Annotated in this window: 18 protein-coding genes; 10 read left to right on the top strand and 8 right to left on the bottom strand. The window is 43.3% G+C overall.

Annotation, left to right across the window (positions count from 1 at the left end):
* The first annotated feature begins 627 nt into the window (after window positions 1-627).
* Window positions 628-1122 carry a GAF domain-containing protein gene (locus AAFP14_RS18150; RefSeq protein ID WP_341733632.1) on the top strand — a complete coding sequence of 165 codons (495 nt, stop codon included), beginning with the start codon at window positions 628-630 and terminating at the stop codon, window positions 1120-1122.
* A gap of 364 nt (window positions 1123-1486) precedes the next feature.
* Here the strand turns inward: AAFP14_RS18150 and AAFP14_RS18155 are convergent, their stop codons facing one another.
* Both AAFP14_RS18155 and AAFP14_RS18160 read right to left on the bottom strand, forming a co-directional pair.
* Window positions 1487-2941 carry an NAD(P)/FAD-dependent oxidoreductase gene (locus AAFP14_RS18155; RefSeq protein WP_341733633.1) on the bottom strand — a complete coding sequence of 485 codons (1455 nt, stop codon included), beginning with the start codon at window positions 2939-2941 and terminating at the stop codon, window positions 1487-1489.
* A gap of 117 nt (window positions 2942-3058) precedes the next feature.
* Complete coding sequence (locus AAFP14_RS18160) at window positions 3059-4108, bottom strand: glycosyltransferase family 2 protein (RefSeq protein WP_341733634.1); 1050 nt, start codon at window positions 4106-4108, stop codon at window positions 3059-3061.
* Between the two features lie 489 nt (window positions 4109-4597).
* Here AAFP14_RS18160 and AAFP14_RS18165 point away from each other — a divergent pair, with 489 nt between their 5' ends.
* Window positions 4598-5701 (top strand): glycosyltransferase family 2 protein, encoded by a 1104-nt coding sequence (locus tag AAFP14_RS18165; protein ID WP_341733635.1) that lies wholly within the window; start codon window positions 4598-4600, stop codon window positions 5699-5701.
* 116 nt (window positions 5702-5817) lie between these two features.
* Here AAFP14_RS18165 and AAFP14_RS18170 read toward each other — a convergent pair whose 3' ends face one another.
* A complete protein-coding gene (locus tag AAFP14_RS18170; RefSeq protein ID WP_341733636.1) occupies window positions 5818-6357 on the bottom strand; it encodes a Dps family protein in 540 nt (179 codons plus the stop codon).
* Window positions 6358-6499: 142 nt separating this feature from the next.
* Here AAFP14_RS18170 and AAFP14_RS18175 point away from each other — a divergent pair, with 142 nt between their 5' ends.
* Together AAFP14_RS18175 and AAFP14_RS18180 are read left to right on the top strand one after the other, a co-directional pair.
* Window positions 6500-7567 carry a mevalonate kinase family protein gene (locus AAFP14_RS18175; protein WP_341733637.1) on the top strand — a complete coding sequence of 356 codons (1068 nt, stop codon included), beginning with the start codon at window positions 6500-6502 and terminating at the stop codon, window positions 7565-7567.
* A gap of 202 nt (window positions 7568-7769) precedes the next feature.
* Entirely contained in the window at window positions 7770-8669 is a 900-nt protein-coding gene (locus AAFP14_RS18180) for a UTP--glucose-1-phosphate uridylyltransferase (RefSeq protein ID WP_341733638.1), read from the top strand.
* A gap of 175 nt (window positions 8670-8844) precedes the next feature.
* Here the strand turns inward: AAFP14_RS18180 and AAFP14_RS18185 are convergent, their stop codons facing one another.
* The gene (locus AAFP14_RS18185; protein ID WP_341733639.1) at window positions 8845-10191 is read right to left on the bottom strand and encodes a calcium-binding protein; all 1347 of its coding nucleotides are present in this window, start codon (window positions 10189-10191) and stop codon (window positions 8845-8847) included.
* A gap of 368 nt (window positions 10192-10559) precedes the next feature.
* Here AAFP14_RS18185 and AAFP14_RS18190 point away from each other — a divergent pair, with 368 nt between their 5' ends.
* From AAFP14_RS18190 to AAFP14_RS18210, 5 genes are all read left to right on the top strand, one after another.
* Window positions 10560-11768: a sensor histidine kinase gene (locus tag AAFP14_RS18190; protein ID WP_341733640.1), complete on the top strand. Its 1209-nt coding sequence runs from the start codon at window positions 10560-10562 to the stop codon at window positions 11766-11768.
* A 359-nt stretch (window positions 11769-12127) separates the two neighbouring features.
* The gene (locus tag AAFP14_RS18195) at window positions 12128-12802 is read left to right on the top strand and encodes a response regulator transcription factor (protein ID WP_341733641.1); all 675 of its coding nucleotides are present in this window, start codon (window positions 12128-12130) and stop codon (window positions 12800-12802) included.
* A gap of 169 nt (window positions 12803-12971) precedes the next feature.
* Window positions 12972-13322, top strand: coding sequence for a slr0373 family blue light stress response protein (locus tag AAFP14_RS18200; RefSeq protein ID WP_341733642.1), 351 nt, complete (start codon window positions 12972-12974; stop codon window positions 13320-13322).
* A gap of 106 nt (window positions 13323-13428) precedes the next feature.
* Complete coding sequence (gene ycf46 / locus AAFP14_RS18205) at window positions 13429-14949, top strand: stress-responsive protein Ycf46 (RefSeq protein WP_341733661.1); 1521 nt, start codon at window positions 13429-13431, stop codon at window positions 14947-14949.
* A gap of 130 nt (window positions 14950-15079) precedes the next feature.
* Window positions 15080-15433, top strand: coding sequence for a DUF1257 domain-containing protein (locus AAFP14_RS18210; RefSeq protein ID WP_341733643.1), 354 nt, complete (start codon window positions 15080-15082; stop codon window positions 15431-15433).
* A 503-nt stretch (window positions 15434-15936) separates the two neighbouring features.
* Here AAFP14_RS18210 and AAFP14_RS18215 read toward each other — a convergent pair.
* Window positions 15937-18174 carry a GumC family protein gene (locus AAFP14_RS18215; RefSeq protein WP_341733644.1) on the bottom strand — a complete coding sequence of 746 codons (2238 nt, stop codon included), beginning with the start codon at window positions 18172-18174 and terminating at the stop codon, window positions 15937-15939.
* Between the two features lie 117 nt (window positions 18175-18291).
* Window positions 18292-18972, bottom strand: coding sequence for a polysaccharide biosynthesis/export family protein (locus AAFP14_RS18220; protein WP_341733645.1), 681 nt, complete (start codon window positions 18970-18972; stop codon window positions 18292-18294).
* Between the two features lie 243 nt (window positions 18973-19215).
* On the opposite strand from AAFP14_RS18220, the gene AAFP14_RS18225 reads away from it, so the two are divergent.
* Window positions 19216-20361 carry an O-antigen ligase family protein gene (locus tag AAFP14_RS18225; protein ID WP_341733646.1) on the top strand — a complete coding sequence of 382 codons (1146 nt, stop codon included), beginning with the start codon at window positions 19216-19218 and terminating at the stop codon, window positions 20359-20361.
* 16 nt (window positions 20362-20377) lie between these two features.
* On the opposite strand, the gene AAFP14_RS18230 is transcribed toward AAFP14_RS18225, so the two are convergent.
* Both AAFP14_RS18230 and purD read right to left on the bottom strand, forming a co-directional pair.
* On the bottom strand, window positions 20378-22549 hold the full coding sequence (locus AAFP14_RS18230) for an ATP-binding protein (protein WP_341733647.1): 2172 nt from the start codon (window positions 22547-22549) through the stop codon (window positions 20378-20380).
* Between the two features lie 162 nt (window positions 22550-22711).
* On the bottom strand, window positions 22712-23995 hold the full coding sequence (purD, locus tag AAFP14_RS18235; protein ID WP_341733648.1) for a phosphoribosylamine--glycine ligase: 1284 nt from the start codon (window positions 23993-23995) through the stop codon (window positions 22712-22714).
* Window positions 23996-24248 lie beyond the last annotated feature (253 nt).

The raw sequence follows: 24248 nt of genomic DNA on the forward strand, positions 1-24248 counted from the left end.
TCGCCAATAGATGCTGACGGCTCTGGTAGTCGGGGTAATTGTCAGGATTTTGGCATCATAAACTTATGCAGTAACACTAGACCCAAAATCTCCGATTTTTTTGATTATAAGCCACACTACCAATTGTCTTAACTTTAATCTTCCTTTTGACTCTATCAAAGATTATACTAGAGGACTGTGCTTTACTGGTTAACTCTCTCACCTTTTTCTGGACTATACCGTAATTGCTCTCACCTAGGGAAGGGAACTCCCTAGAGTTCTGTGGGAGGTCTGACACCTCAACACTCAGAATTTACCAGACCTGGTTTGGCGATCGCCACCGGACTGATTTAAGTATTTGTACCTTAAAATAATAAGCATCACTAAGTAGCATAGAGCCAAGTAATAACAGAAGTAATATTACTATTTTAAACCCCCAGTATCTCAGGCTTTATTATAGTAATTTAGTTCATATATCTGCGAATTTGATTCGCAGATGAATCTAGTTAAACAAGCTTAAGAAAAGGTTATTTAGGCAATTTACACTAAAATTTATGACCCAATCCCCATAGCTATAAAGCCGAGCGCGATTGCAGCAAAATTAAGGTACGCTATCCTGTAATTGTACCTATCTACACCATTGATACCATGTCTGTCGATCGCCTGCAAAAAATTGTTGATAGCTTGAGAGTTCGTCTCAAGCGCGATGTATTAGTTGAAAAATCCCTATACGAAATTCGAGAAGTCTTACAAAGCGATCGCGCCGTACTCTACTATTTTTACAGACAGTGGCATGGTCAAGTTACCTGCGAGATGTTAAGTGCGATCGAACTGTCAATTTTAGGTTCCACCGGGCCTGACGAATGTTTTAACGGCGAATATGCTGCTTTGTACCAAGGGGGTAGAGTCAGAGCAATTACAGATATTGAACTAGAACCAATTCACGAATGTCACCGAGATTTTCTGCGTAGTATGAAGGTGCGCGCTAATTTAGCAGTGCCAATTTTAACGGCGAAGGGGCTTTGGGGACTGTTAATTGCTCATCAGTGCAGCGGGCCACGCACTTGGTCGCGATCGGATATTGAATTCATGCAGACACAAGCACAAAATATAGCCCTGTCTCCCACAATTCAAAATAGTTAAACATCACATCCATCACCGCCTAATTCTTCAATCTGCATGGGCTGCTGAATCGCGATCCGCTGTTTGATAGCGAGCACAAGTTTAGATTATGTTTGGGTGATGATAGTTGAGCGATCGCCCATACACAAAAGATGCGCGATCGCCTCATTGCCACCATTGCCAAATCTCAACTAGAGTAACCAGTAGTTGGAGTACATCGGATTCCATGAATCGCCTACCAATATCTTGAGAACCATGGAAAAACCATCATCCTCTTTCCACATTCCAGCATCGTACTGAGGGTTAAAGTTGAATGTTCTGGGATAGACAGATGGAATGAAACTAATATATTGACTGACTCCAATATACTCCTATATTTGCGTTTCTAGTAATTAGACTGCGAAATCAAATCCGAATCCTTTTTTTCCTTAGATCGATCGACTGAAAAATCTTCATAGTACGAGCGTTCAGTATTCACATCCCACAAATCGTGCTTTTCCCCCAGAATATTTCTCACCGCCAATATCCCCGTTAGCATAGAATGGTCTTGATTGTTGTATCGGTGCATACCATTACGCCCGATCGTCTGCAAATTCTCAATTCCCTTCAAAAAACCTTCCAGAACCTGCAAGTGTCCCCGATATTCGCCATCATAAACTGGATAAGCTTTGAGTTGCCGTATCACAACTCCATCCTCAACATCCGCAGATTTTGCTAAACCCAAACCAACCAACTCGCGACTTGCTAATTCCACAAGTTCCGCGTCCGACATTTCCCAAATCTCGTCACCTACGCTACAGAAATATTCCATTCCCAAACAACTTTTGTTAGCGTCTGGAACTAAAGCAGCACTCCAATTCTTGAAATTTTGAATTCGTCCCACCTTAACTTCGGGAGAGTGAATATAAATCCAGTTGTCGGGAAACAAATTTTTGCGATCGACAATCAGCGATACAATCAAAAAATCTCGATATTTGAGCGATCGCGCCGCGTGCAAAACCTCTGGTGGCGGGGGCGGCTCCATTCTTGCTACTAGCGCCGATATCGGCATACTCGTCACAAAATTATCCGCCGAAAATTGCACTAATTCGCCATTATGTTCAGCAGTAATACTTTTAATTTTATTTCCTTCACGCTGCCAGCTAATGACATTAGTATCCAGGTAAACTTTGCCCTCTTTACTTTCCACAGCTTCCGCGAACTTTTCCCACATCATCCCCGGCCCCAAAGCCGGATAATCAAACTCTTTAATTAAAGTTTTAGTATCATTGCTACCAAACAAAGCATTAATAATTGCTGTCTTCAAGGACAATCCTTTAATTCGCTGTGCAGCCCAATCTGCTTGAATTTCCGAACACGGAATGCCCCAAACTTTTTCAGTGTAAGTTTTGAAGAATGTTTTGTATAGTCGTTCTCCAAAACGATTTATCACCCACTGTTCAAAAGTTTTTTCTTCAGGAAGTGGCTGAATTCTCACTTTCAGATAGCTCAACAAAATGAGCATACTTTCAAATATGCCCAAATTAAATAGAGTATTGAAGGCACTTATCGGATAATCAAAAAAACGACCTCGATAATAAATTCTCGACAATCGTGGCACTTTGATAAAATCATTTCCGAGTACCTCTTGCCACAACTGCTGCACGGCAGCAACTTTAGTATAAAAGCGGTGGCCACCAATGTCGAAACGATAGCCTTTGTAGGTTTCAGTGCGAGCTATTCCCCCAACTTTATCACCTTTCTCTAATACCACAGGGATGATACCTTGCTTGACTAGCTCGTAGGCTGCGGTCAAACCGGCAGGTCCGGCACCGACGATCGCAACAGGATAATGTTTCACACTTGCCTACCTCTAGTTTTTTATATGACTATGTAATGCTGTTATAACTTGTGAACTTAGTAGATGCACCCGTGAATACCCTGAGACCTGCTCGATCGATTGAAACATTTAGCTTCTTCAGTTGGTCTTGAGCGGTTGAGCAGATACTGACAAGCTAAGCTTGACAGTCAAGGGCTTTTTTTGGGACAACACATGGCGGGCAGTGCCAACCGCAAAGCCTAGTCCGCTGTAAAAGTAGTAAAGCCAGTGCCAAGGAATTGTTTTGATCGCGAATATCATACCATGTTTCCGCCAAAAAAAGGCGTAAAGCGGAGCATTAATTACTACCAGCGGTACAGCCAGCAAGCTAGCCAATATCAAAGCACCCAGGGACCACCAAGTACCCAAAAATGAGAGTAGCATGGCATAAGTTAAAACTATGCTGACGCGGCTGGAAACTTGCAAGTTGAGGTCATTGTTCAATTTGCGATCGCGCCAAATCAACTCTGTCCAAGGCAATGCTCGGTAGAAAAAATCAGCTCTGAGTAACGAAATAGGTTCCCACCGTTTTAAGTGTTTCACCTGTAATGTTTTACATAACCTAATTTTGTAACCTGCTTGTTTCAAACGGTAGCCTAGTTCAATATCTTCGATCGAAGGTCGGCGATAACTTTCATTAAAGCCACCCATCTGCAAAAAAATTTCCCGGCGGATCAATCCACAAGCACCCCAAAAAGTCGAAGCTTCTTCATTACCTGTTTGGTGGACGTAGTGGTGCATCAGATTTCTATATTGCGACAAAAAACCTGGATCTCCAGGAGCATCGTCGTAAGAACCAATTGCCGCAGCTAAATAAGGGTTATTTTTGAACAGGGAAATCGCGTAGCCTATAGCTTCTGGACAAACAGCCACATCAGCATCCACGAAAAACAGAATATCTCCCTTCGCAGCCTGAGCACCCAAATTCCTTGCCCGCGCAGGTCCGCCGGATTCTGGAATTCTGATTAATTTAGCACCAAATTCCTTTGCCAAACGCCAGGAACCATCGCTGTCCCCATCTGCTACTACAATAATCTCCATCGGTCTCGGTACAGCTCGATCCAGTTTTGACAAACAGGTGCGGAAGTAAGCGCCCCCGTTGTGGACTGGGATAATCACGGATACAGTTGGTTCAGAAGTATAACTCATCACTTAATTTCTTTAATTTTCCTAGCAAAAACTTCGGTTAATTTTACAGATGCTACTTTACACAGGATAAAGGCAGCTTGTCTATTTAATCGCTAGCTAGGTACTAGCTCTACTTTTTACTCAACAACCCGATCTTTGTTTCTATTCAACGGCATTTTTTTCTGGGGTCTGTCGCTGCTTTTTCCCCAATTTCTACCCGTATTTTACGCCGGATTTGGCGCACACTGGTAGTATAAAAGCAACAGCTTTACAAAATCTTTAAAAATACCATGGATTTGTGTAAAGCTGATGACAAGCACGCTCCACCCTCTTCTGTGACTGTGTTGACAGACACCAAATTGCGATGGCGAACTCCTTTCGAGGTATAAAGAAGCACATATACTTGAGATGCTTTTCGACACTGTACGATCGACCTGTAGTCCTTTCCTAACATACCATTAGCTCAGCCTTTTCGATCCACAATTTTACCAAAACCAGTTTAGACCATATATGAACATTTCCCACAACGATTTAGATTTGCCTTTAATTTCCGTCATCATACCTGCTTACAACGCTGAAAATTTTATTGCCAAAACACTCTTATCTGTATCATCTCAAACTTATCAAAACCTAGAAATATTAGTTGTTAACGATGGTTCTACAGACACCACCGCAGACATAATCACATCTTTTGCTCAAAAAGATAAGCGAGTTATCTTATTGGAACAATCAAATGCAGGCGTAGCCACCGCGCGCAACCTCGCCATTGAAAAATCTAGAGGCGAATATATTGCTCCCATCGATGCCGACGATATTTGGTATCCTCAAAACCTAGAAAAACAATTAGACTGCTTAATGAAATCAGAGCCATCCGTAGGAGTGGTCTATTCCTGGTCCCTTGATATCAACGAACAAGACTTACTCACAGGTGGATTTTACAACTCTATGGTAGAAGGAGAAGTTTACACAGCTTTAGTTTATAAATATTTTATGGGTAATGCGAGTTCATGTCTGATCCGCCGGATTTGTTTCGAGAAAGTCGGCGGTTACAATAGCCAATTGAAAGCCAAAAATGCCCAAGGCTGCGAAGACTTGGAACTTTTTCTCCGCATCGCCGAACATTATCAATTTAAAGTAGTACCAGAATTTTTAGTTGGCTACCGACAAATTTCCAGCAGTATGTCTTGTAACTATGCAGCAATGGCAAAATCTCACTCTCTAATTATGGCAGATGTGCGGGAGCAGCATCCTGAAATCCCTGCCAAAATTTATCGCTGGTCAAACAGCAGTTTTTATATGTACAACTTAGCAGTAAAAAGCAACCGTAACGGTAATCACTTGAGTACATTATTTTGGCTATATCAAGCCCTTAAAGAAGATTTATTTATGACTCTTTTGCGTCACAATTTCTATATTTTGTCTATGGAAAGTATCTTAAGAATTATAGTTACACCATTTACTCAATCTGGGTTAGAGATTAAACAACAATTGCCCTCAAGTGAAGGCACAAAAATTGCCACTGTCAACCGCCGAACCATGATTCATAAAATGCTCCCATCTCAGGTATACGAAAGAATCAGATTCAACATCTTAGTAAATAGACTAGGCAAATAAACAAACATCAAAACACCAGATTTTATAAAAAAACCTGGTCTTTGATGCCATCTATAGAATCAGGTTAAACAAAGGAAAATATATTTTCCTGATTCCTGAATTTTACTTCTAAATTTTTAAGCGTGAGAAGCTGTAGGAGTTTGAGCTTTTGGCTGCTTACCATCGGGCGAAATAGATTCCCCTTCAATAAAGGACCGCAACATCCAAGCCATTTGTTCATGCTGTTCCATCAAACCAGTCAAAAAGTCTGCCGTTCCATCATCATGAAACTCTTCAGCGCACTGTTCGACGTGTTTGCGGAGATTGCGAATTACCAACTCGTGGTCATCCACTAAACGCGATACCATTTCGGTAGCTAAAGGTAAATCGCCGATGTGTTCTTTAATCGAAGCATATTTGAGAAAACCCTCAGCAGTACCAATCGGATACCCACCTAAAGCACGCACCCGTTCTGCCAAAGCATCGATATTCTCAGTTAATGCTTGGTAGTGTTCTTCCCACAATTGATGGAGCGATCTAAACTGTGGGCCAACTACATCCCAGTGGTACTTCTTAGTTTTGATTAGCAGCAGATAAGCATCGGACAGGTCGTGATTCAACAATTCGATAACGCCTGCACGTTGCTCTTCGGATAGACCTATATTTAACTTGCGCATGGCAACTTCTTCCTTCAACTCTAGGTTTTCATCTATTAGAACAAATTACCACCGTCAATACATCACTCCAGAGGACGATCGAATTTGGTAAAATTACAACATTTCAGGTTAAAGTAATCCCAATATAGATACCTTTGGATAGATGCAACTTTTTGTTCCGGGTCGGCTTTGCCTGTTTGGCGAACACAGCGATTGGGCGGCTGGTTATCGCCAGATCAATCCCGCTATAGAAAAAGGCTACACTCTGATTGCCTGTATCGATCGAGGAATTTATGCTGAAGTTCAGCCACATCCCACACATTTAATTTTTCGCGCTTCTTTGAACAACGGCACCAAAAGTGAAGCTGCATTCCCGATGGATAAAACTGCTTTGCTTGCAGAAGCCGAAACAGGCAGCTTTTTCAGTTATGTGGCCGGTGTTGCTGGTCAATTTCTCACACACTACCGCGTCGGAGGACTAGAAATAGACAATTATTTAACAGATTTGCCAATTAAAAAAGGTTTGTCCTCCAGTGCTGCAATTTGCGTGTTAGTCGCCCGCGCTTTTAATCGTTTGTACGATCTAAAAATGAACGTGCGCGACGAAATGGAAATGGCTTATTTAGGCGAAACTGCAACACCTTCGCGCTGCGGCCGCATGGATCAGGGTTGCGCTTACGGAAATCGATCGATTATGATGATTTTTGACGGCACGCACATGGATGTTGTTGAGTTAAAACTACCCAAAGATTTGTTTTTTGTAATAGTAGATTTGGGCGCAAGCAAAAACACTCAAGAAATATTGTCTAGCCTAAATCAGGCTTATCCGTTTGCAATGAATGAAGTCCAAGAAAATGTGCAGAAATATCTCGGAGAAATTAGTGCTAAAATTACACAAGAGGTAGCGTCAGCTTTGCAGGAGGGAGATGCGGTCAAAATCGGCAAGTTGATGAAAGTTGCCCAGAGGGAATTTGATAGGCATTTAATACCGGCTTGTCGATCGCAGTTAACGGCTCCGGCTTTGCACGAACTCCTTAACTATCAACCGATTCAGCCTTATATTTTGGGTGGCAAGGGAGTCGGTTCTCAAGGAGATGGCACTGCTCAGTTTATCGTAAAAGATGATGAAAGTCAACAGCAAGTTATCGATATTATTCAACGGGATTTCCCCCAAATGGAATGTCTGAAAATGACTATTCCTTCTCAGACTAAATCGCAATCTGAGATATAATTCGATCGAGAAACCGCAGAGGTGCAGAGGGGGATAATCCTATTTTTGCAAATAGATCCGTAGGGGCGAATCATTACGGTAGTAAGTCTCTGCTTAAAACTCATAAATTATCTGCCGGAATGCGAGAACCCCTGCAAAATTGGGATGCTCCCCGCAGAGGGCACTGAGAAGAGAACAAAAAGAGCTAGAAAAAGTTGCCAGTATGAGTGAAAATTGGTGTAAGTCTACAGTCAGAAAAGCAGTGATTCCAGCAGCCGGTTTCGGCACTCGGATGTTTCCGGCAACTAAGGCTGTGAAAAAAGAACTATTTCCAATAGTCGATCGAGACGGCCGCGCTAAACCGATAATTTTGGCAATTGTGGAAGAAGCTTTGAGTGCGGGAATCGAAGAAGTCGGAATAGTTGTCCAAAAGGAAGATAGAACTTTTTTTGAAGATTTCTTTAAAGCTCCCCCGTCTCCCGAACTTTTTCAAAAATTATCTCAGCCCAATCGGGATTATAGTAAATATTTACAAGATTTAGGTCAGAAAATTACTGTTCTAACTCAAGAGATTCAGGAAGGATTCGGACACGCAGTATTCTGTGCGCGGGAATGGACGAACAACGAGCCATTTCTGCTGCTTTTGGGCGACCACATTTATGCGTCAGCAACTGAAAGCTCTTGTGCTCGCCAACTCTTGGATATTTACTCGCAAGTGCAGCAAAGTGCGATCGGTTTGAGAGTAACACCATCCGATGTAATTCATCACTACGGTTGTGCGGCCGGAGTTTGGCAGCAACAAGATGCTATTTTATCGGTGACGCAACTTTCTGAAAAGCCGGATATCGAGTATGCGCGACAACATCTGCGCGTAGAAGGAATGGCAGACGGTCTATTTTTATCATTTTTTGGGATGTACGTTCTTGAGCCTAAAATATTTGATTATTTAGCAGAACATATTGATGGTAATTTTCGAGAAAAAGGCGAATTTCAGTTGACATCGTGTTTGGATAAATTGCGGCAGTCTGAGGGTATGGCTGGTTATGTGGTGCAAGGGCGATGTTTTGACACGGGATTGCCGGAGGTTTACCGGCAAACGCTGATAGATTTTCTAATATTCTAGCTACAAACCTAAAATCTAAAATTGCCTTATTCCCCTTGATTCCAGTATCATAACGGTTAACTGCTATATCCTTTAGCTGCGAATTGGATATGAAACAGATTGACAAAATTAGAACGGTGTTGCGTGTTTTTTGCGCCACACAACACCGTATTTGATTCACCCGATCGCCTGAAAACTAGCTGAATCTGAATTGCGTTGTATCGTTGATATTTAGCCCACTGGGTGCATCTTGAACGATCGCAATCAACTCAAGGGGCTGTAAAAATCCTTTCTTGAAAACTCCCATATCTTGAGCGACACTCCCTCCTCGCAGGGAATTGGTGATGGGTTTGAGCTCATAGCTATTGCGAGGCCCGGACAGTTGAATCAGATCGTCACCGATTCTGAAGTCTATGATGCGAGCAAAATCTCCCGTGCCATCAATGCCATTGAAAAAGTTGAGCGCATCGCCATCTGCAATGATGTTGCCATCATTATAGAAATTGTCCAGCACAAAAGTATCTCGACCTGCGCCGCCGATGAGCACATCGATCTCACCCCGTCCCAGATTGCCACTCTCGGCACCTTTAATTAAATCGTTCCCGTTACCCCCAACAATAACGTCATTTCCTCGATCGCCCGATAGCGAGTCGTTGCCGTTACCGCCGTTCAAAACATCATTGCCGTTACCACCACTAGAATCGATGTTTGGCGATACATTATTCGTATTCAGGCGATCGTTGCCTTCTCCCCCCGTGAATTGGATAAATCCGACACCGCTTGCCACGCCTAGATTGCTGACAGTCAAAACATCATCGCCACCTAGACCATTAATTGCATTGAAGCTTTCTATGCCTGTGGTTGTTAAGGTTACGGGGACGAGATTGGTGCGCTGCAATACAATATTCGATCCCGATTGGGTGAGGTTAATATTATCCCCTTGCCCGATCGAACCGTTAAATAACAAATTATCGCTACCGCTGCCGCCTTGAATCAGATCGCTGCCGTCGCCATCCACCCATTGAAAGTTGTCATCGCCACTGCCGCCGATCATCGTATCGTTACCCTTGTCGCCAGCGAGGAAATCTGCCCCATCGCCACCGTCTAGCAAATCCGTATCGTTGCCACCTCGCAGGTTATCGTTGCCTAATTCTCCCCTTAAAGTATCGAATCCGTCTCCACCAATTAGGCGATCGTTCCCTGCCCGGCCCGATATGTCGTCATTGCCGAAGCTACCATCGATCAGATTGTCAAAACCGTTGCCAGTTAAGACATCTTGATTGTTACCGCCAATTAAGTTTTCAATACCGATGAAAGTTCCGCTACCTCCGAAAAAAGTTGCTTTGTTCGTCTCTAAAGAAGCATTGATATTATTACCAAATCCCAGATAGCTTGCTGTATCGTTTCCGTTGCCACCATCCAGAAGATCGTCACCAAAAAAACCACCAAACAGATTATCGTTTCCGTCCAATCCTCGCAGGGTATCGCTAGCAGTAGTACCGTTCAGATTGTCGTTGCCGTTGGTTCCAGTAATTAAAGCCATGTTCGTTGCTCGTAGATATTAAGTGAATTAGTGAGGCAAATCAAAACTTTTTGCTTTGGTTTGCTATGTCACAATCTTAGGAAATCAACTCAGCTCAACACATCTGAAAAACGTCTCGATCTGAAAGCATTTTGATATCAACGAAATGGATATTCTCGATCGCCCCCTCATCTGTCAAAAGTCGCGATCGCCCATCACTGCCGAGTGCGATGTTCGCGCTGCCTCTCCCGATCGGCTATAACTTTAGTCATAGTTCCCAGGGGTAGCATCAACGAAAGTTAGAAAATTGCTGATTTTTATAGACATTCAGTCTGACTTGCACTATTTTTTGGGAATACTGAGAGACACCAAGACTGGAGACCCCTGCCATGAGTGCGATCGCATCCCTACTAAAAACCCAACCCCAACCATTTCGCTTTTTGCTGTACACCGAATGGATCATGTTAGGTAGTTGTGGAGTGATGGCTGCGATCGAAGCGTGGCAGCGTCAAAGTCTTCCCGTACAGCACATTCTGATCCTGATATCCCTGGGCTTGATGGGATGGATTTTGCCTGCTGGCAAAATTTCGTTTCGCTATCTCTATACGGCGATCGAAATGGGTCTGATCTTCTACGGAACTACCTTGGGATATCTGCATATCCTACCGACACTGTATTTGATCGTGTTGATTCGCAGTTGTTTTTTATTTGAAGCGCCCGGTCGATGGATTGTGGCAGGTCTTTCGCTCATGATGTATCTGGTTCATCAAGTTCAGTATCTTCAGAGGGTGACACCCCTGATGTTGCCTAATGTCGAGCAACAGCAAATTTGGATGCACCAGACGGCAGAATTGTTGATGTTTGCGTTGGGGCTATTTTTCGTGTCGCAGTTGGTCAGTACCTTACTAGCAGAACGCAGAACCCAGGAACAACTATCCCAAGCCCACGCGCAGCTACGGGAATATGCCCTGCAAATAGAAGATTTAGCAGCGGTTCAGGAACGGAATCGCATTGCTAGAGAGATTCACGATTCGCTGGGTCACGCCTTGACTTCGCTCAACATTCAACTGCAAACCGCCATGAAACTTTGGCAACATGACCCAATAGAGGCACAACCGTTTTTGGAACAAGCCCAGCGACTCGGTAAGGTGGCGATGAAAGAAGTTCGACAATCGGTAAATGCGCTGAGGGCAGACGCAGAGGCAGAAGAACCCTTGGAACAGGGGATTGTCTCGCTGATGGAAGACTTTCGCCAGAGTACGGGCGTTACTGTTACCCGCAGCATTTCTGTGGAAGTTGTATTACCACCTCAAGTTACCAAAACGCTGTATCGGATCGTGCAAGAAGCGTTGACCAATATTTGCAAATATGCCGAAGCTAGCGAGGTGCGCCTGCAATTGCAAACAACGCGCGATCGAGTGCATTTGAGTATTGAGGATAACGGGCGGGGATTCCAATTGGAAAGCGGTACTGGCGGGTTTGGATTGCGAGGGATGCAAGAGCGAATTGCTTCTCTCAACGGAGAGTTTCATCTGGAAACATCACCCGAAGCGGGATGTAAAATTGATGTTAGCGTACCCTTAAATAGGTGTAAATAAATAATCCCTCTATTCTCACTTCTGGGCGCTAAAAAAAGTGAGTCGTAAAAGTAGGGTGCGTCGCCACAAACAATTTTCGCTATTTACTCCCTTCCCGGTATTCGATCATGTACTTCTTCTTAACTCTTCCTTCGTGTCCTTCGCGTCTTCGCGGTTCAATATCAATATTCTTCGAGTGGTCCGGGAATAACACAAATAACCGAGGGAACGCACGATACCATTGAATAGGAATCCTCGCCCCTCTACGGCGAGGAGGATGTCAAGTAACAAAATGTAAAACTCATGTAACCCTTTCCGCGTTTTTTCTTTGTCTGTGTAATTAAGAACTATCATGGGATGAGAGATTTAGGAATATTCCCATGATTCGTCTTTTGTTAGTTGACGATCAGCAGCTTATCTGCCAAGGACTCAAGGCTATGTTAAGCCTAGAATCAGATTTAGAAGTGATTGGAATTGCCCACAATGGTAAAGCTGCCCTAGAGCAAGTCGAAGCTCTCCAACCCGATGTTGTATTAATGGATTTAAAAATGCCCGTGATGGATGGTAGAGAAGCAACTCGCCTGATCTGTCAGTCATTTTCCAACACGAGTGTCTTGGTTTTAACTACCTTTGATGACGATCTATATATTGTTGATGCCATGCGGGCAGGTGCCAAAGGCTATTTATTGAAAGATATGCCATCGGAAGAGTTGGCACAGGCGATTCGCTTGGTGCAATCGGGTTACACTCAACTGGCTCCTGGTTTAATGGACAAGCTAATCACAGGATTCTGTGCAGCACCCACCCCTCAACCCTCGGTACTCCCTGCACTGGCACAATTAACCCCTCGCGAACAAGAGGTGTTGCAGTTAATTGGTACAGGCTTAACCAACCGGGATATTGCCCAGCAGTTGTTTATTTCAGAGGGAACCGTGAAAACCCATGTCACTCATCTGCTGAATCGGTTGAATTTGCGAAATCGATCGCAGTTGGCAATTTACGCCAATTCTGCGATCATCAAACCTGAATCACTAGCCCATCCTTCTGGAACATAGCTGCACTTGCGCGCGGCCCCATCAGCTACAGTCCTTAATTTACCGTTGTCGATCGGTCGAATTGTAACGAAATATTACAAGATGACGTTAAAACTGTATAGAGTCTTGACAGCCAAGAAAGGAGTCGCTATTCTGATATACATACCCGGGTAAGTCAATTCACAGTCCTATGCAAGAAAAGCAAAAAGTTACACTGTATCTTCCACCTGAACTGCATCGCCAGCTCAAAATCAAAGCCGCAGTAGAATCTGAACCGATGTCATCAATTGCAGAAAGGGCAATTGTCTTTTACCTAGGAAACTCCGAACTGGTTGACGAAGTAGAAGCCTCCTACGGACAAACCCATCGGGTATACACTTGTCCAGAATGCACGGGTTCAGTAGTAATGCGAGATGGAGAACTGGCATCGTTAACAAGTCAGCCAAGCGTATTGGCTGAGCAGGAGCTTCCAGTAAAGCAGGTGTCCGGCGTCAGCGCCAGCACAGCCCTACCGGGAGAGGAAGAATTAGTTCCCTGCTAAGAATGCCTTGCTTCCGCAAGCAGCTAGAACTGAAATAGTCAGTTTTCAGCTAATGGCAGCATTGAAATTTAGCAAAGATAGCACCGTCTCTAGTGGGTCGAGGAATATGCAAGAAGAGATCAGTATTCTAATCCAAGCTCAATATCCTCTGATCTACCTCGTGACATCCGAGGAAGAGCGGTGTGAGCAAGCAATTTGGACAATAGCTCAAGGCAAACCACAACGGCAAGTCTTTGTCTGGACTGTAACCCAGGGTATGCTAAAGTACGGTGAACCCAGGACAAACGCCCAGCAAAACACGCTCTCGCCACAGGCAGCCCTGGAATGGGTGATCCGGCAGCGAGAACCCAACAGCAACCCCAGTATCTACATATTCAAGGATCTCCATCCTTTTAAAGATGATGCGGCGGTAACTAGGTTGTTGCGTGATGCGATCGCCAACTTCAAAGGAACACAAAAGACAATTATACTGATGTCTCCTTTGCAGCAAATTCCGATCGAGCTAGAAAAAGAAGTGGTAGTCTTAGACTTCGCCCTGCCAGACATGGCGGAACTAAACCAAGTATTGTCTAGCCAGTTGGAACAAACGAAATCGCGACGCATTACCACAGAAGGGCGAGAAAAACTGTTGAAAGCAGCCTTGGGATTAACCAAGGATGAAGCCGAAAAAGTTTATCGCAAAGCCCAAGTTTGCAAAGGGCGCTTGACAGAAGAGGAAGTAGACATAGTTCTTTCGGAGAAAAAGCAGCTAATTCGGCGCAACGGTATTCTAGAGTTCATCGAAGAAGACGAAACCCTGGATGCAGTCGGCGGCTTAGAAGAACTCAAACGGTGGCTCAAGCAGCGTTCCAACGCTTTCACCGAGAGAGCGAGAGAATACGGTTTGCCCCAACCCAAAGGAATGCTGATTCTTGGTGTACCAGGATGCGGAAAATCGCTGATTGCCAAGACTACATCCCGCCTCTGGGGACTACCTCTGCTGCGTCTTGATATGGGTAGAGTCTACGACGGATCGATGGTAGGTCGATCGGAAGCTAACCTCCGTAACGCCCTAAAAACCGCAGAATCCATCTCTCCAGCCATCCTCTTCATTGACGAACTAGACAAAGCCTTTGCAGGAGGCACTGGTTCGGCCGACTCAGACGGAGGCACATCCAGCCGAATTTTCGGTTCCTTCCTCACTTGGATGCAAGAAAAAACTTCCCCAGTTTTCGTCATGGCAACAGCCAACCGCATCGAGCGGTTACCGGGGGAATTCTTGAGGAAAGGGCGATTCGACGAGCTGTTCTTTGTTGACCTGCCAACGAAAGAAGAACGCCAAGATATATTCAAAATTCACCTGTCAAAGCGGCGCATGGACATCTCTCGCTTCGATTTAGAGCAACTGTCCAACGTTTCCGATGGCTTTTCAGGCGCCGAGATTGAGCAAGGGCTAGTAGCAGCCATGTACGAAGCCTTCGCTCAAGATAGAGAGTTTACGCAGTTAGATATCATCGCGGCCATTAAATCCACATTGCCACTGTCTAAAACCATGACCGAACAGGTCAGCGCCCTCCGAGATTGGGCGAGACAGCGCGCACGGCCCGCTGCGTCTTCCGTCGCTGAATACCAGCGCATGGAATTCTAAAAGCTTTCTCCTGGTCCAAACAGGAGCAAAGGCTAGCCACAGCTAGCAGTTCGATTCAAGAGCCGCCCAGCGGCACCGTTAAGTCCAGACCGTTGTTGTTTCTCTCTCAGTTCTATTAGGAGGAAATCCAATGTCTCACTTTAGCACTCTGCGTACCAAAATTACCGATGCCGAAATCCTGAAAGCTTCCCTACGCGACTTGGGTATCACAGTCAAGTCAGAAGCTGATGTTCGCGGCTATAACGGCCAACGTGTTCGCTCCGATATCGTAGCAACTCTCGAAGGCGAATATGACTTGGGTTGGTCTCGCAATAGCGACGGTTCTTTCGACTTGATTGCAGACTTGTGGGGCGTTGCCAAAAAGCACAATCAAACCGAGTTGATCAACTCGATCAACCAAAAGTACGCAGTGAACAAAACCTTGGCAGCAGTCAAGCAACGTGGTTTGCAAAACGCCAACGTTAAGCTGGTAGTTCAAAACTAATTGATCTGCGCGTTTCTAAGCTAGCGGGTTAACCTCATAGGGTTAACCCGTTTTTTAGTAATAAAATTAGTGTGGGGATACAACGATTTAGGACCAGCATCTCTTGGAGATCGACGCTGCCAAAATACCGCTCGCGACCTAGATTTTCTACTTTAATCTGGGATGTTTTCTGCATGGGCGGCTTTATCCTGATTTGACCGTCGATCGCGATCGCCAGTTTACACTATTTTTGGTGATGATTGGTTACAGAAGAGCGATCGCAATTAACGCATTCTGGTCAGGCAATCGGGTAACAGTGAGGTAATAAACTTGGTTTGTGACGATCGCAATTTTAACTTATATCAGATAGGACTCATTCCCTCACGTCAATTTTCCAGAATGGACTACTGGGTAATGCTGAGTGACCGAGATAGTTGAGTATTTATACTCATCTTTGTTTCGGATGATTCATTTTTACCCCCTCAATTCGCCTATGTGCCAGTTGGGGGTGCGGAATGTGGGTTTTATAGTCCTTTAACTCCATTAGCTACTACTCCCAATACTTTAAGAGCAACTACATTTAGTTGATTTAATGCTTTGCTTACCGTCTCGCGATCGGTTTTTTCTATTTTTATTATCAGCACAGTACCATCAGTTTGAGAAGCTAATAAATGACCGTCAGCTAAACCAACTAAAGGTGGCGTATCGTAAATAACCAAATCAAATAAGGCTAGAAATTGTTCCATTAAATAGTGCATTTTTTTGGAAGAAAGTAATTTAATTGGATCTGGGGGAATACTACCAGCAGTGAGGACAAAAAGATTTTCATCGTCGGGCAATCGCTGAAGGACTTCATTTAAGCTTAAGTCAGAAGTCAAAGTATTACTTAAGCCTTTAATATTTGATAAGCCAAGGTATCCGTGCAGTTGAGGATAACGCATATTCGCATCCACTAATAATACTCGCTTACCAACAGCCGAACAAGTTTTAGCTAAATAAACTGCTACAGTGGACTTACCCTCACCTTTAACCGTCGAAGTTATTGTTAAAGAAGTTATAGGATTTTCAGCACTCAATAAGTGAATATTTGTATATAAGTAGTGAAATGCCTCTATTAAAGGAAAATCTTTGTAATTAGACGCTATTATTCGTCTTGAATTGGGACTTGTAAGAGTTGAACTTACGCTAGTGAATTTAGCCGGAACACTTTTCCCTCTACGCAAGTTAATTTTCATTGCTTTGGCGATCGGAATTACTCCCAAAAGAGGAGATTTAGTTGCCGATCTAATTTCTTCGGGAGTATGGAAAACTGTATTTAAAACTTCTACTAGAAAACCTACTGCAATACCTAGTAAACTACTAATAACGATCGCGATCGCTAAGTGGCGACGGGTTGGCTTTTCTTTTACTGTATATAGAGCACCATTGTCGTTTCTGACTAATTCTGGTTTAGCTATAACTTTCCAAGAGCTATCAACTTGACCTGCATCTAGTTGTAAAGTTTTTTGTTTGCCTAAAAACAGTTTGAGATTATTTTTAGCTATTTCTAATTCTAATTCTATCTCTTCATAGCGACGTTGAGCTTGAGGAATTTCATTTATTTGAGCTTGCAGTGATTTTTGGCTGTTAACTAACACCCTTTCGCGAGCTTTCAACTGTTGTATTTGTGCTTTCATCTGAAACAGAGCAGATTTGGCTTCACTTTGCATTAAATCGCGCAAACTTTGCTGCTTTTCCCGCAAAGATTGAATGGGAAGGCTACTTTCATAAAATTGAGTAGAGCTTAAAGCTAATTGCGACTCTATTTCATTTACTTTTCCCATTAAACTTTCATAAGATTTAGGACTAATCTCAACAATCCAACGATTATCACCCTTTACAGAGCGCTGTTGGTAGATTTCATATTGACTCATACTTTGTGCTAATTGGGCTTCCACTTCGATGCGAAGATTAGCTAGGTTATTTATCCTATCAGATAGCAAGCGGCTACTTACATCTGGTTGATTAAAATTATACTTAAGTCTTAACGCTTGTAATTCTTTTTGTAACCGCTCTACTTTTTGTTCCAACTGTGGAATTTGTTTATCGATAAAATCAACACCTTTACTGCTAATTTTCAAGCGCTCTTGGCGCATATATTCCATGTAATATTTTAAAGTTTCTTCTAGCACATATTTGATACGACTTGAATTGCGATCTCGGTAAGTAACTTCCAATAATTTAGTACCTACCTCTTTGCCATCTTGTACATAAGTAATCCGCTGGATATCCAAGTTGTTAAAAAGATTTTTATTGTCAAACCTGGGATATTTTGTTTGCAATCTTTGAAACAATGGTGATAACACTTCAGGGCTTTTTAAAACTCGCGTTAAACTTTCATAGTCCACGGAGTAATTTTCTTGAGAAGAGGATTTGACTTTGCTCAATTCTGCGATACCCAAATTATTATCTTGAGCTTGGACAAAGAGCTTTGCTAGCCGATCGTCAGACGTAATCGGTTCTACTAAAACGGTAAATTTTCCTTGGTATTCAGAAATGATTTTTTTCGCATTCCAGATAATAAAACTACCGCTCAAAGTAGCTAGGGCTGTAGATACTAGAACCATCACCAAAACACGACGCTTGAGTACAGCTATTACCCAATTCATATCAAGCACTTGGTCATCCTCTTCTGAGCTACTAGCTAAGTAATTAGGGGAGGAGACAAACAAATCTTGACGGTTAATGTCATTTTTTAAGCTAGAAAAAAATCTTTTGTCCATAAAAAGTATAAGTTAAATTTTAATTTCCTAAAATTTTGAAAAACTCTATCAATCTAGTGGGAACTAAAATTGCACCAATAACATTATTAGCTGGTCCCAGAACAGTATTAATGTTATCTACCCAGACAGCAGTCCTAGATCGTTTGCTAAGTTAATTTTGTCTAGAGCGGGAACCAATATTTGATCTCCATCTCGCAACGTCATATCTTGGGTTGTTTGACCAGTTTGTAAATTATCCCACAGATTATAAGTGATAGTTATCTGTTGATTGACCTTGAGCCGCCGTCGGACAATTACTCGGCGGATATCGGCGCTAGCTCGAATACCCCCAGCTTTTTCTAAAGCTTGAGCGATCGTGGGAAACTGAACTGATGGTCTAGTTCCACCTCCGTTAGCCAGAGGTAATAAGTAGGAGCCGGGACGACTTATTTCGCCAGACAACCAAATATTAAGCGGGCGAGCTGCTTGTAAACTGATGGTAACTAAAGGTTTTTTGACGATCCGGCTATAAGCTCTAGTGATAACTTGGGCTGCTTGTTCTAAAGTTAATCCTTGAAGGGAAATACTACCAATAATTGGCATTTGAATAGCTCCTCCAGCGGGAATTTGATACTCCGCACTAAGCTGGGGTACATCATAGACATCAATTTTTATATTGTCTCCACCACCTAGATAATAGTCAGTATTAGTGCTTATGATGGGGGATGGGGACTGAGCGAAGTTGGTTTGAGGGAAAGAAAAAGCAAACACAAGCATTAACAGCAGCTCGTGTAAAGCCGGAAGGTTTAGCCATTTCATAGGTATTAACAAATTTGACGGAGTAGGTAAAACCATGAAAGATATTTTAAGGGTTCCACTCTTTACGTTGATGCTTTTTTGCTTGGTGGCGATCGCCTTTGTGACTATTTATATATTAGTCGCTCGCCATCACAAGTTTGCCGTCGCTTTAGAAAAGATTTGTATCGGGCTACTTTTTTTACTATCACTAGCAGCTCTGGAGTCTCGCCCACGTTCTTTCAGAAACTCCATCCCGTCGTTTTCTTGAACTTAAAAACAACTGCTCCAACTATTATCGGTCAAATAGCTATTTATTCTGGCATGGTTCTGTTATTATTTCCCAGATTAAGCAAGACCACCAAAAAAATAGTTAATATAGTTATCCAATGGATTTTAGGAGACCCTTTTTTCTGTTTGTTTTTGTTACTGATGACTTTATCTCCGCTGTGGTCGCAAACCCCGGAATTTGCTTGTCGTTTAATTGGTTGTATGTGGGCAATAACATTGGTTTCAATGTATGTAGGTAAAGTCTATAGTTGGTCAGAAATTTATGGATTATTAAGATGGCTAACTTGTTTGGTAGCTTTGTGGGGAGTAGTGAAAACCAATCCATCCTCAGACGGTTGTTGGACGGGAATTTTAAGCCATAAAAATCCGTTTTCTTTTCACATGGCTAATACTGCTTCTTTATGGATATTATATGCTTTTAAAAAACCAAAATATAGATATTTATCATTATTTATAACTCTCATAGCTTTAGTAGGATTGCTAAAAGGTTGCAGCGGTGCTAGTAGGGTTTTAACCGTGATATTAATCTGTTTTTGGATTTATTTGTCGGTCTTAAAAAGATTACCTGTAAAATGGGCTTTTCTCTGCTTTCTCTTGTTTTTGGTGGGCAGTATATGTATTGGTATTGTGGTGTTAAATAATTTAGAGGCTATTGTTGTGGATGGTTTGAAAAAAGATATGACTTTAACGGGTCGGACAAACTTTTGGCCTTTAATTATCGATCGAGTTAATCAAAATAGTCCCATATTTGGTTATGGAGCAGGAGGATTTTGGCAATCTTGGCGGGGCTTAGAAGACCCAGCTTACGGAATTGTAGACGTTAAATCTGGTTTTGTACCACCCCACTCTCACAATGGTTTTATTGATATACTTTGCGAACTGGGTTGGAGCGGATTGTTGTTGTTTACCTTTTCATTTGTTAATAATATATTTAGAGGAATAAAGTACCTGATTAAAGAAAGTTTCCCAGAGTCAGCTTTATCTTTGTATTTATTAACATTTATGTTAATGACTAATTTGACAGAGGGGGGATTATTTGCAATTGGTACTTATTGGTGCTGGTATGTAGTTTTATCCGTTAAATTGAGCTTAAATACGACAGCTAAGGATAATCAACACTGATGATGCCACCATTTTTTCAGTTAGTATTAACATGACTCGAAATTGTTTCAGTCTCCACCTTTGCTTCCACCGGCCAAGAGTTTTCAATTTCTAAGGTTTTTTTCGGCTGATAAACTGCCAAATCAAACCAGAAAGTCGTACCCACATTAACTTCGCTAACTAAATTAATTTTAGTATGGTGCTTGTCAATAATATTTCTCACAATAGAAAGACCTAAACCAGTTCCTTCTAAAGTGTGAACCCTGTTTTCTACCCTAAAAAACCGCTCGAAAATTGCCTGTTGGTCTTCGGGATCTATGCCAATCCCAGTATCAGAAATTTCGATGCGCACCGCCGGAAAATTGTGTGATTCCGATGATAGGTTGTGGTGTGTAGAAGCAGTATCTTTGTGCTTTTGGGTCTCAGCGTCTAGCAGGTAAGCTCGAATAGCAACCCTACCACCAGCCGAAGTAAATTTCAAAGCATTTCCCACTAAATTTGCCAATACTTGTAGCAGCAAATCGTAATGACCTAAAGCCGAGGGCAAATTCGGGTCAACATCTTGTTCCAGTTCAATACCTTTATCCTTTGCATTCAGTTGATAAGTGCGTAGGGTTTGTTCCACAGCTTGAGACAAATCCACTGCGTCCAATTGATAAACTCGACAGGATTCCAGCCGCGATAAGTCTAGCACATCGTTAACTAACCGAGTTAGTCGATCGGTTTCTCGATTCGCAATTTCCAGAAACTCCCGCCGCTCACTTTCTTGAAGGTCTTCTCCGTATTCGTAGAGAGTTTCAATAAAAGATTTGATATTAAACAAAGGCGTTCTTAATTCGTGAGAAACATTGCTAATAAAATTACTTTTAGCTTCATTTAGTTCCACTTCCCGCGTGATGTCCTGCACGGTCATCGCAATACCTTTAAGACTCTCCCGGTACTGCCCCGAACCTTGATATTTCAAGGTTTGTTCGTAGAAAGTACATTCCACAACCTCCGGCCGTTCCGCTTCATTACAGGTATTTTCATCGTCGCGGATACAGCTTTTGCAGAGAGATTCTGTGCCTGGTGCTTTGTGGAGAATTACAGTAGTTAAGACAATCCGAATGGTGCGGTTTATGGGTTCCCTCATCGAGATCCGAAATTCGCCACCTTCGCGATCGCCCCCAGCTATTTGGTGAAGGGGTCTCGCCAATTCCTGCTGCACTTCCGCAGGCAAAATGTGCAGGACATTAACTCCGATCGCATTTTTGCCTTCCCATCCAAAAATCCGCCTTCCCGTCGGATTAACTAAAATAACCTGCAAATTGGCATCTAATAAAAGCGCACCATCAGCAATCGTTGAAACCAAAGTTTCTAGCTTAGCTTTTTCCGCTGTTAGTTCTTCAATATTTTGTTCTTCATAACTTTCCAGTTTCTGAGCCATCTCATTAAAACTACCAATCAACTCGCCCAATTCTCCACCCAAAGGTAAGTCTACTCGCTGCTTAAAGTTGCCACTAGCAATGTTTTTGACTCCCAAAACTAATTGTTTAATTGGTTGAGTAATCGTCAGCGCATTAAATACAGCTCCCAAAATTACCATGACCCAAATAGTCACAAATACTGCTAAAGTGACATCTCTGGTCAAATTGGAAGAAATGACAGCAGCGGGATTGGGATTAATCCCGATCGCCAAAACTCCCAAATATTTATCTTCATGAATTAGAGGAACAAATACATCAGTAACTTCTCCATCAGGAGTCAAGTGTTGTCGCACCAAAGGTACAGAAGTTAAATTTCTGGCCTCAATATCAGCGATAAAACTATTAGGAAGTTTAATCTGACGTCGCAAAGTCAAGGAAGTTTGCACCTCCGATTCCGAGAAAGGTATCCCCAGAAAAATATCCCCTGCTTCGTCAGCGTAGAGCATATAGCGGACGCTAGAGGTACTGCTATAAAATTGACGGGAAAAACGGGCAACCTCCGAGCGGTCGTTTTTCGCAATCAGGGGAGCCACATTAGCGGATAAGAGCAGACCCAGGTCACGACCGTAGCGGGTATCATTAAGTCTGGCATCTTGTTGGATAGTATTGACAGCCCAGAATGTCAGGCCACTCATAATTAAGGAAACTACGAGGGTAGCACCGGCCATCAGGCGAGTCTGGAGGGTAAACTCCGACCACCAGCGAGCAATAATTTCTCCGATTTTGTTTAGTATGGCCAACATTTTACCAGTTAAAATTTTAAAGTAGAATTAAATAAAGTGGCTTTCCCTCAGCTTTTGTACACTGAATGAGTACACTGCCGCCACTGAAAAGAACCCAAATTTATTGTGACACTTCTACTTTGAGATTGCTTGACTTCCCGCAAGTGGCCGATGTCGAAATTCCTAATTTTTGTCTGCCAAAGCTCGACGGCCGATGTCGCGCCGACAGTAGACTCCTTCAAACTGAATACAATCTACCGCCTCGTAAGCTTTAGCAATAGCTTGTTCCAAAGTTTCTCCCACAGCAGTGACACCCAAAACCCGACCACCGTCGCTGACTAACTGCTGCTGCTTCAACTGAGTGCCAGCATGAAAGACTTCTGCACCTTTGGCTTCGGCTTCCTCAATCCCTGTAATAGTTTTGCCTTTTTGGAAATTTCCAGGATAACCCCCAGAGGCTAAAACGACGCAAACCGAAGCCCCGGACTTCCAGCGAATGTCCGAAAAATCTCCTAAACGCTGTTGGCAACAGGCTAGCAGCAAGTCTTCCAGGGGGGTTTCCAGTAGAGACAACACGGCTTGGGTTTCGGGATCTCCAAAGCGGCAGTTGAATTCTAAGACTTTTGGTTCTCCTTCGGGTGTAATCATTAAACCTGCGTAGAGTACGCCCCGATAGTCGATTTTGCGTTTTTGCAAAGCTGTGAGGGTGGGTTCCAAAATTTCTGTTTGAATCCTGTCCATGAGCTCTGGGGTGACAATCGGTGCTGGTGCGTAGGCTCCCATGCCCCCGGTGTTGGCTCCCTTGTCACCTTCCCCGATGGCTTTGTGGTCTTGGGCGGGGACCAGGGGTTCTACTGTAATGCCGTCGGTGAGGGCGAGAATCGATACTTCTTGACCTGTTATGTATTCTTCGACTACGACTCGGATGTTGTCGGTGCCAAATTCGCCGCGAAAAATGGTGTTGATGGCGGTGTGAGCCATTTTGACAGTGGTGGCAACGGTGACTCCTTTGCCTGATGCCAGTCCGTCTGCTTTGATGACGATCGGGGTTCCTTGTTCAACAACGTATGCTTTGGCTGCTTCTGGGTTGGTAAATACGGCTGCTTTGGGTGTTGGGATTCCTGCTTCGAGCATTAATTCCTTCGCCCAGGATTTGCTCGATTCAATTTGGGCTCCGGCTTTGGTAGGACCGAAAACCATGAGTTTTTTCTGTTGGAAGTAGTCAACGATGCCTAGTGATAGGGGCAATTCGGGCCCGACGATGACAAGGCCGATGTTGTTGACCATCACAAAGCGTTCCATGCCTTGGAAGTCGTCGATGTTGAGTGACAAATTTTGGCAGCCGTTGGTGGTAGCTGTGCCGCCGTTGCCTGGTACGCAGAAGACTTGTTTAATCCGCGTTGATTCGAGCAGTTTTTTTGCGATCGCGTGTTCGCGACCTCCGTTCCCCACAACCAAAACTTTCACAGCATCCTCACCTATAATTTTTTTGCCTGAATGGCCACTTTGCAGTGTTGGTACTTATCTATCTGCTTTTTGCAGTGCTCTCAATTATGCCATGCTTGGCGCTAGGGAATTGCTAGATGTGGCACTTTTCTCGATCGTCCGGGATTGGCTGCTGTTTGACCATGGACCAACCAGTGCCATGATTAGATCTTTTTGTAACAATCGTAGGGATAGGGGCAACCGGGGGTGGGATTGCCCCTACAAAACGCTATAT

The organism is Microcoleus sp. EPA2, from assembly GCA_020882975.1.
Classification (GTDB): domain Bacteria; phylum Cyanobacteriota; class Cyanobacteriia; order Cyanobacteriales; family Microcoleaceae; genus Microcoleus.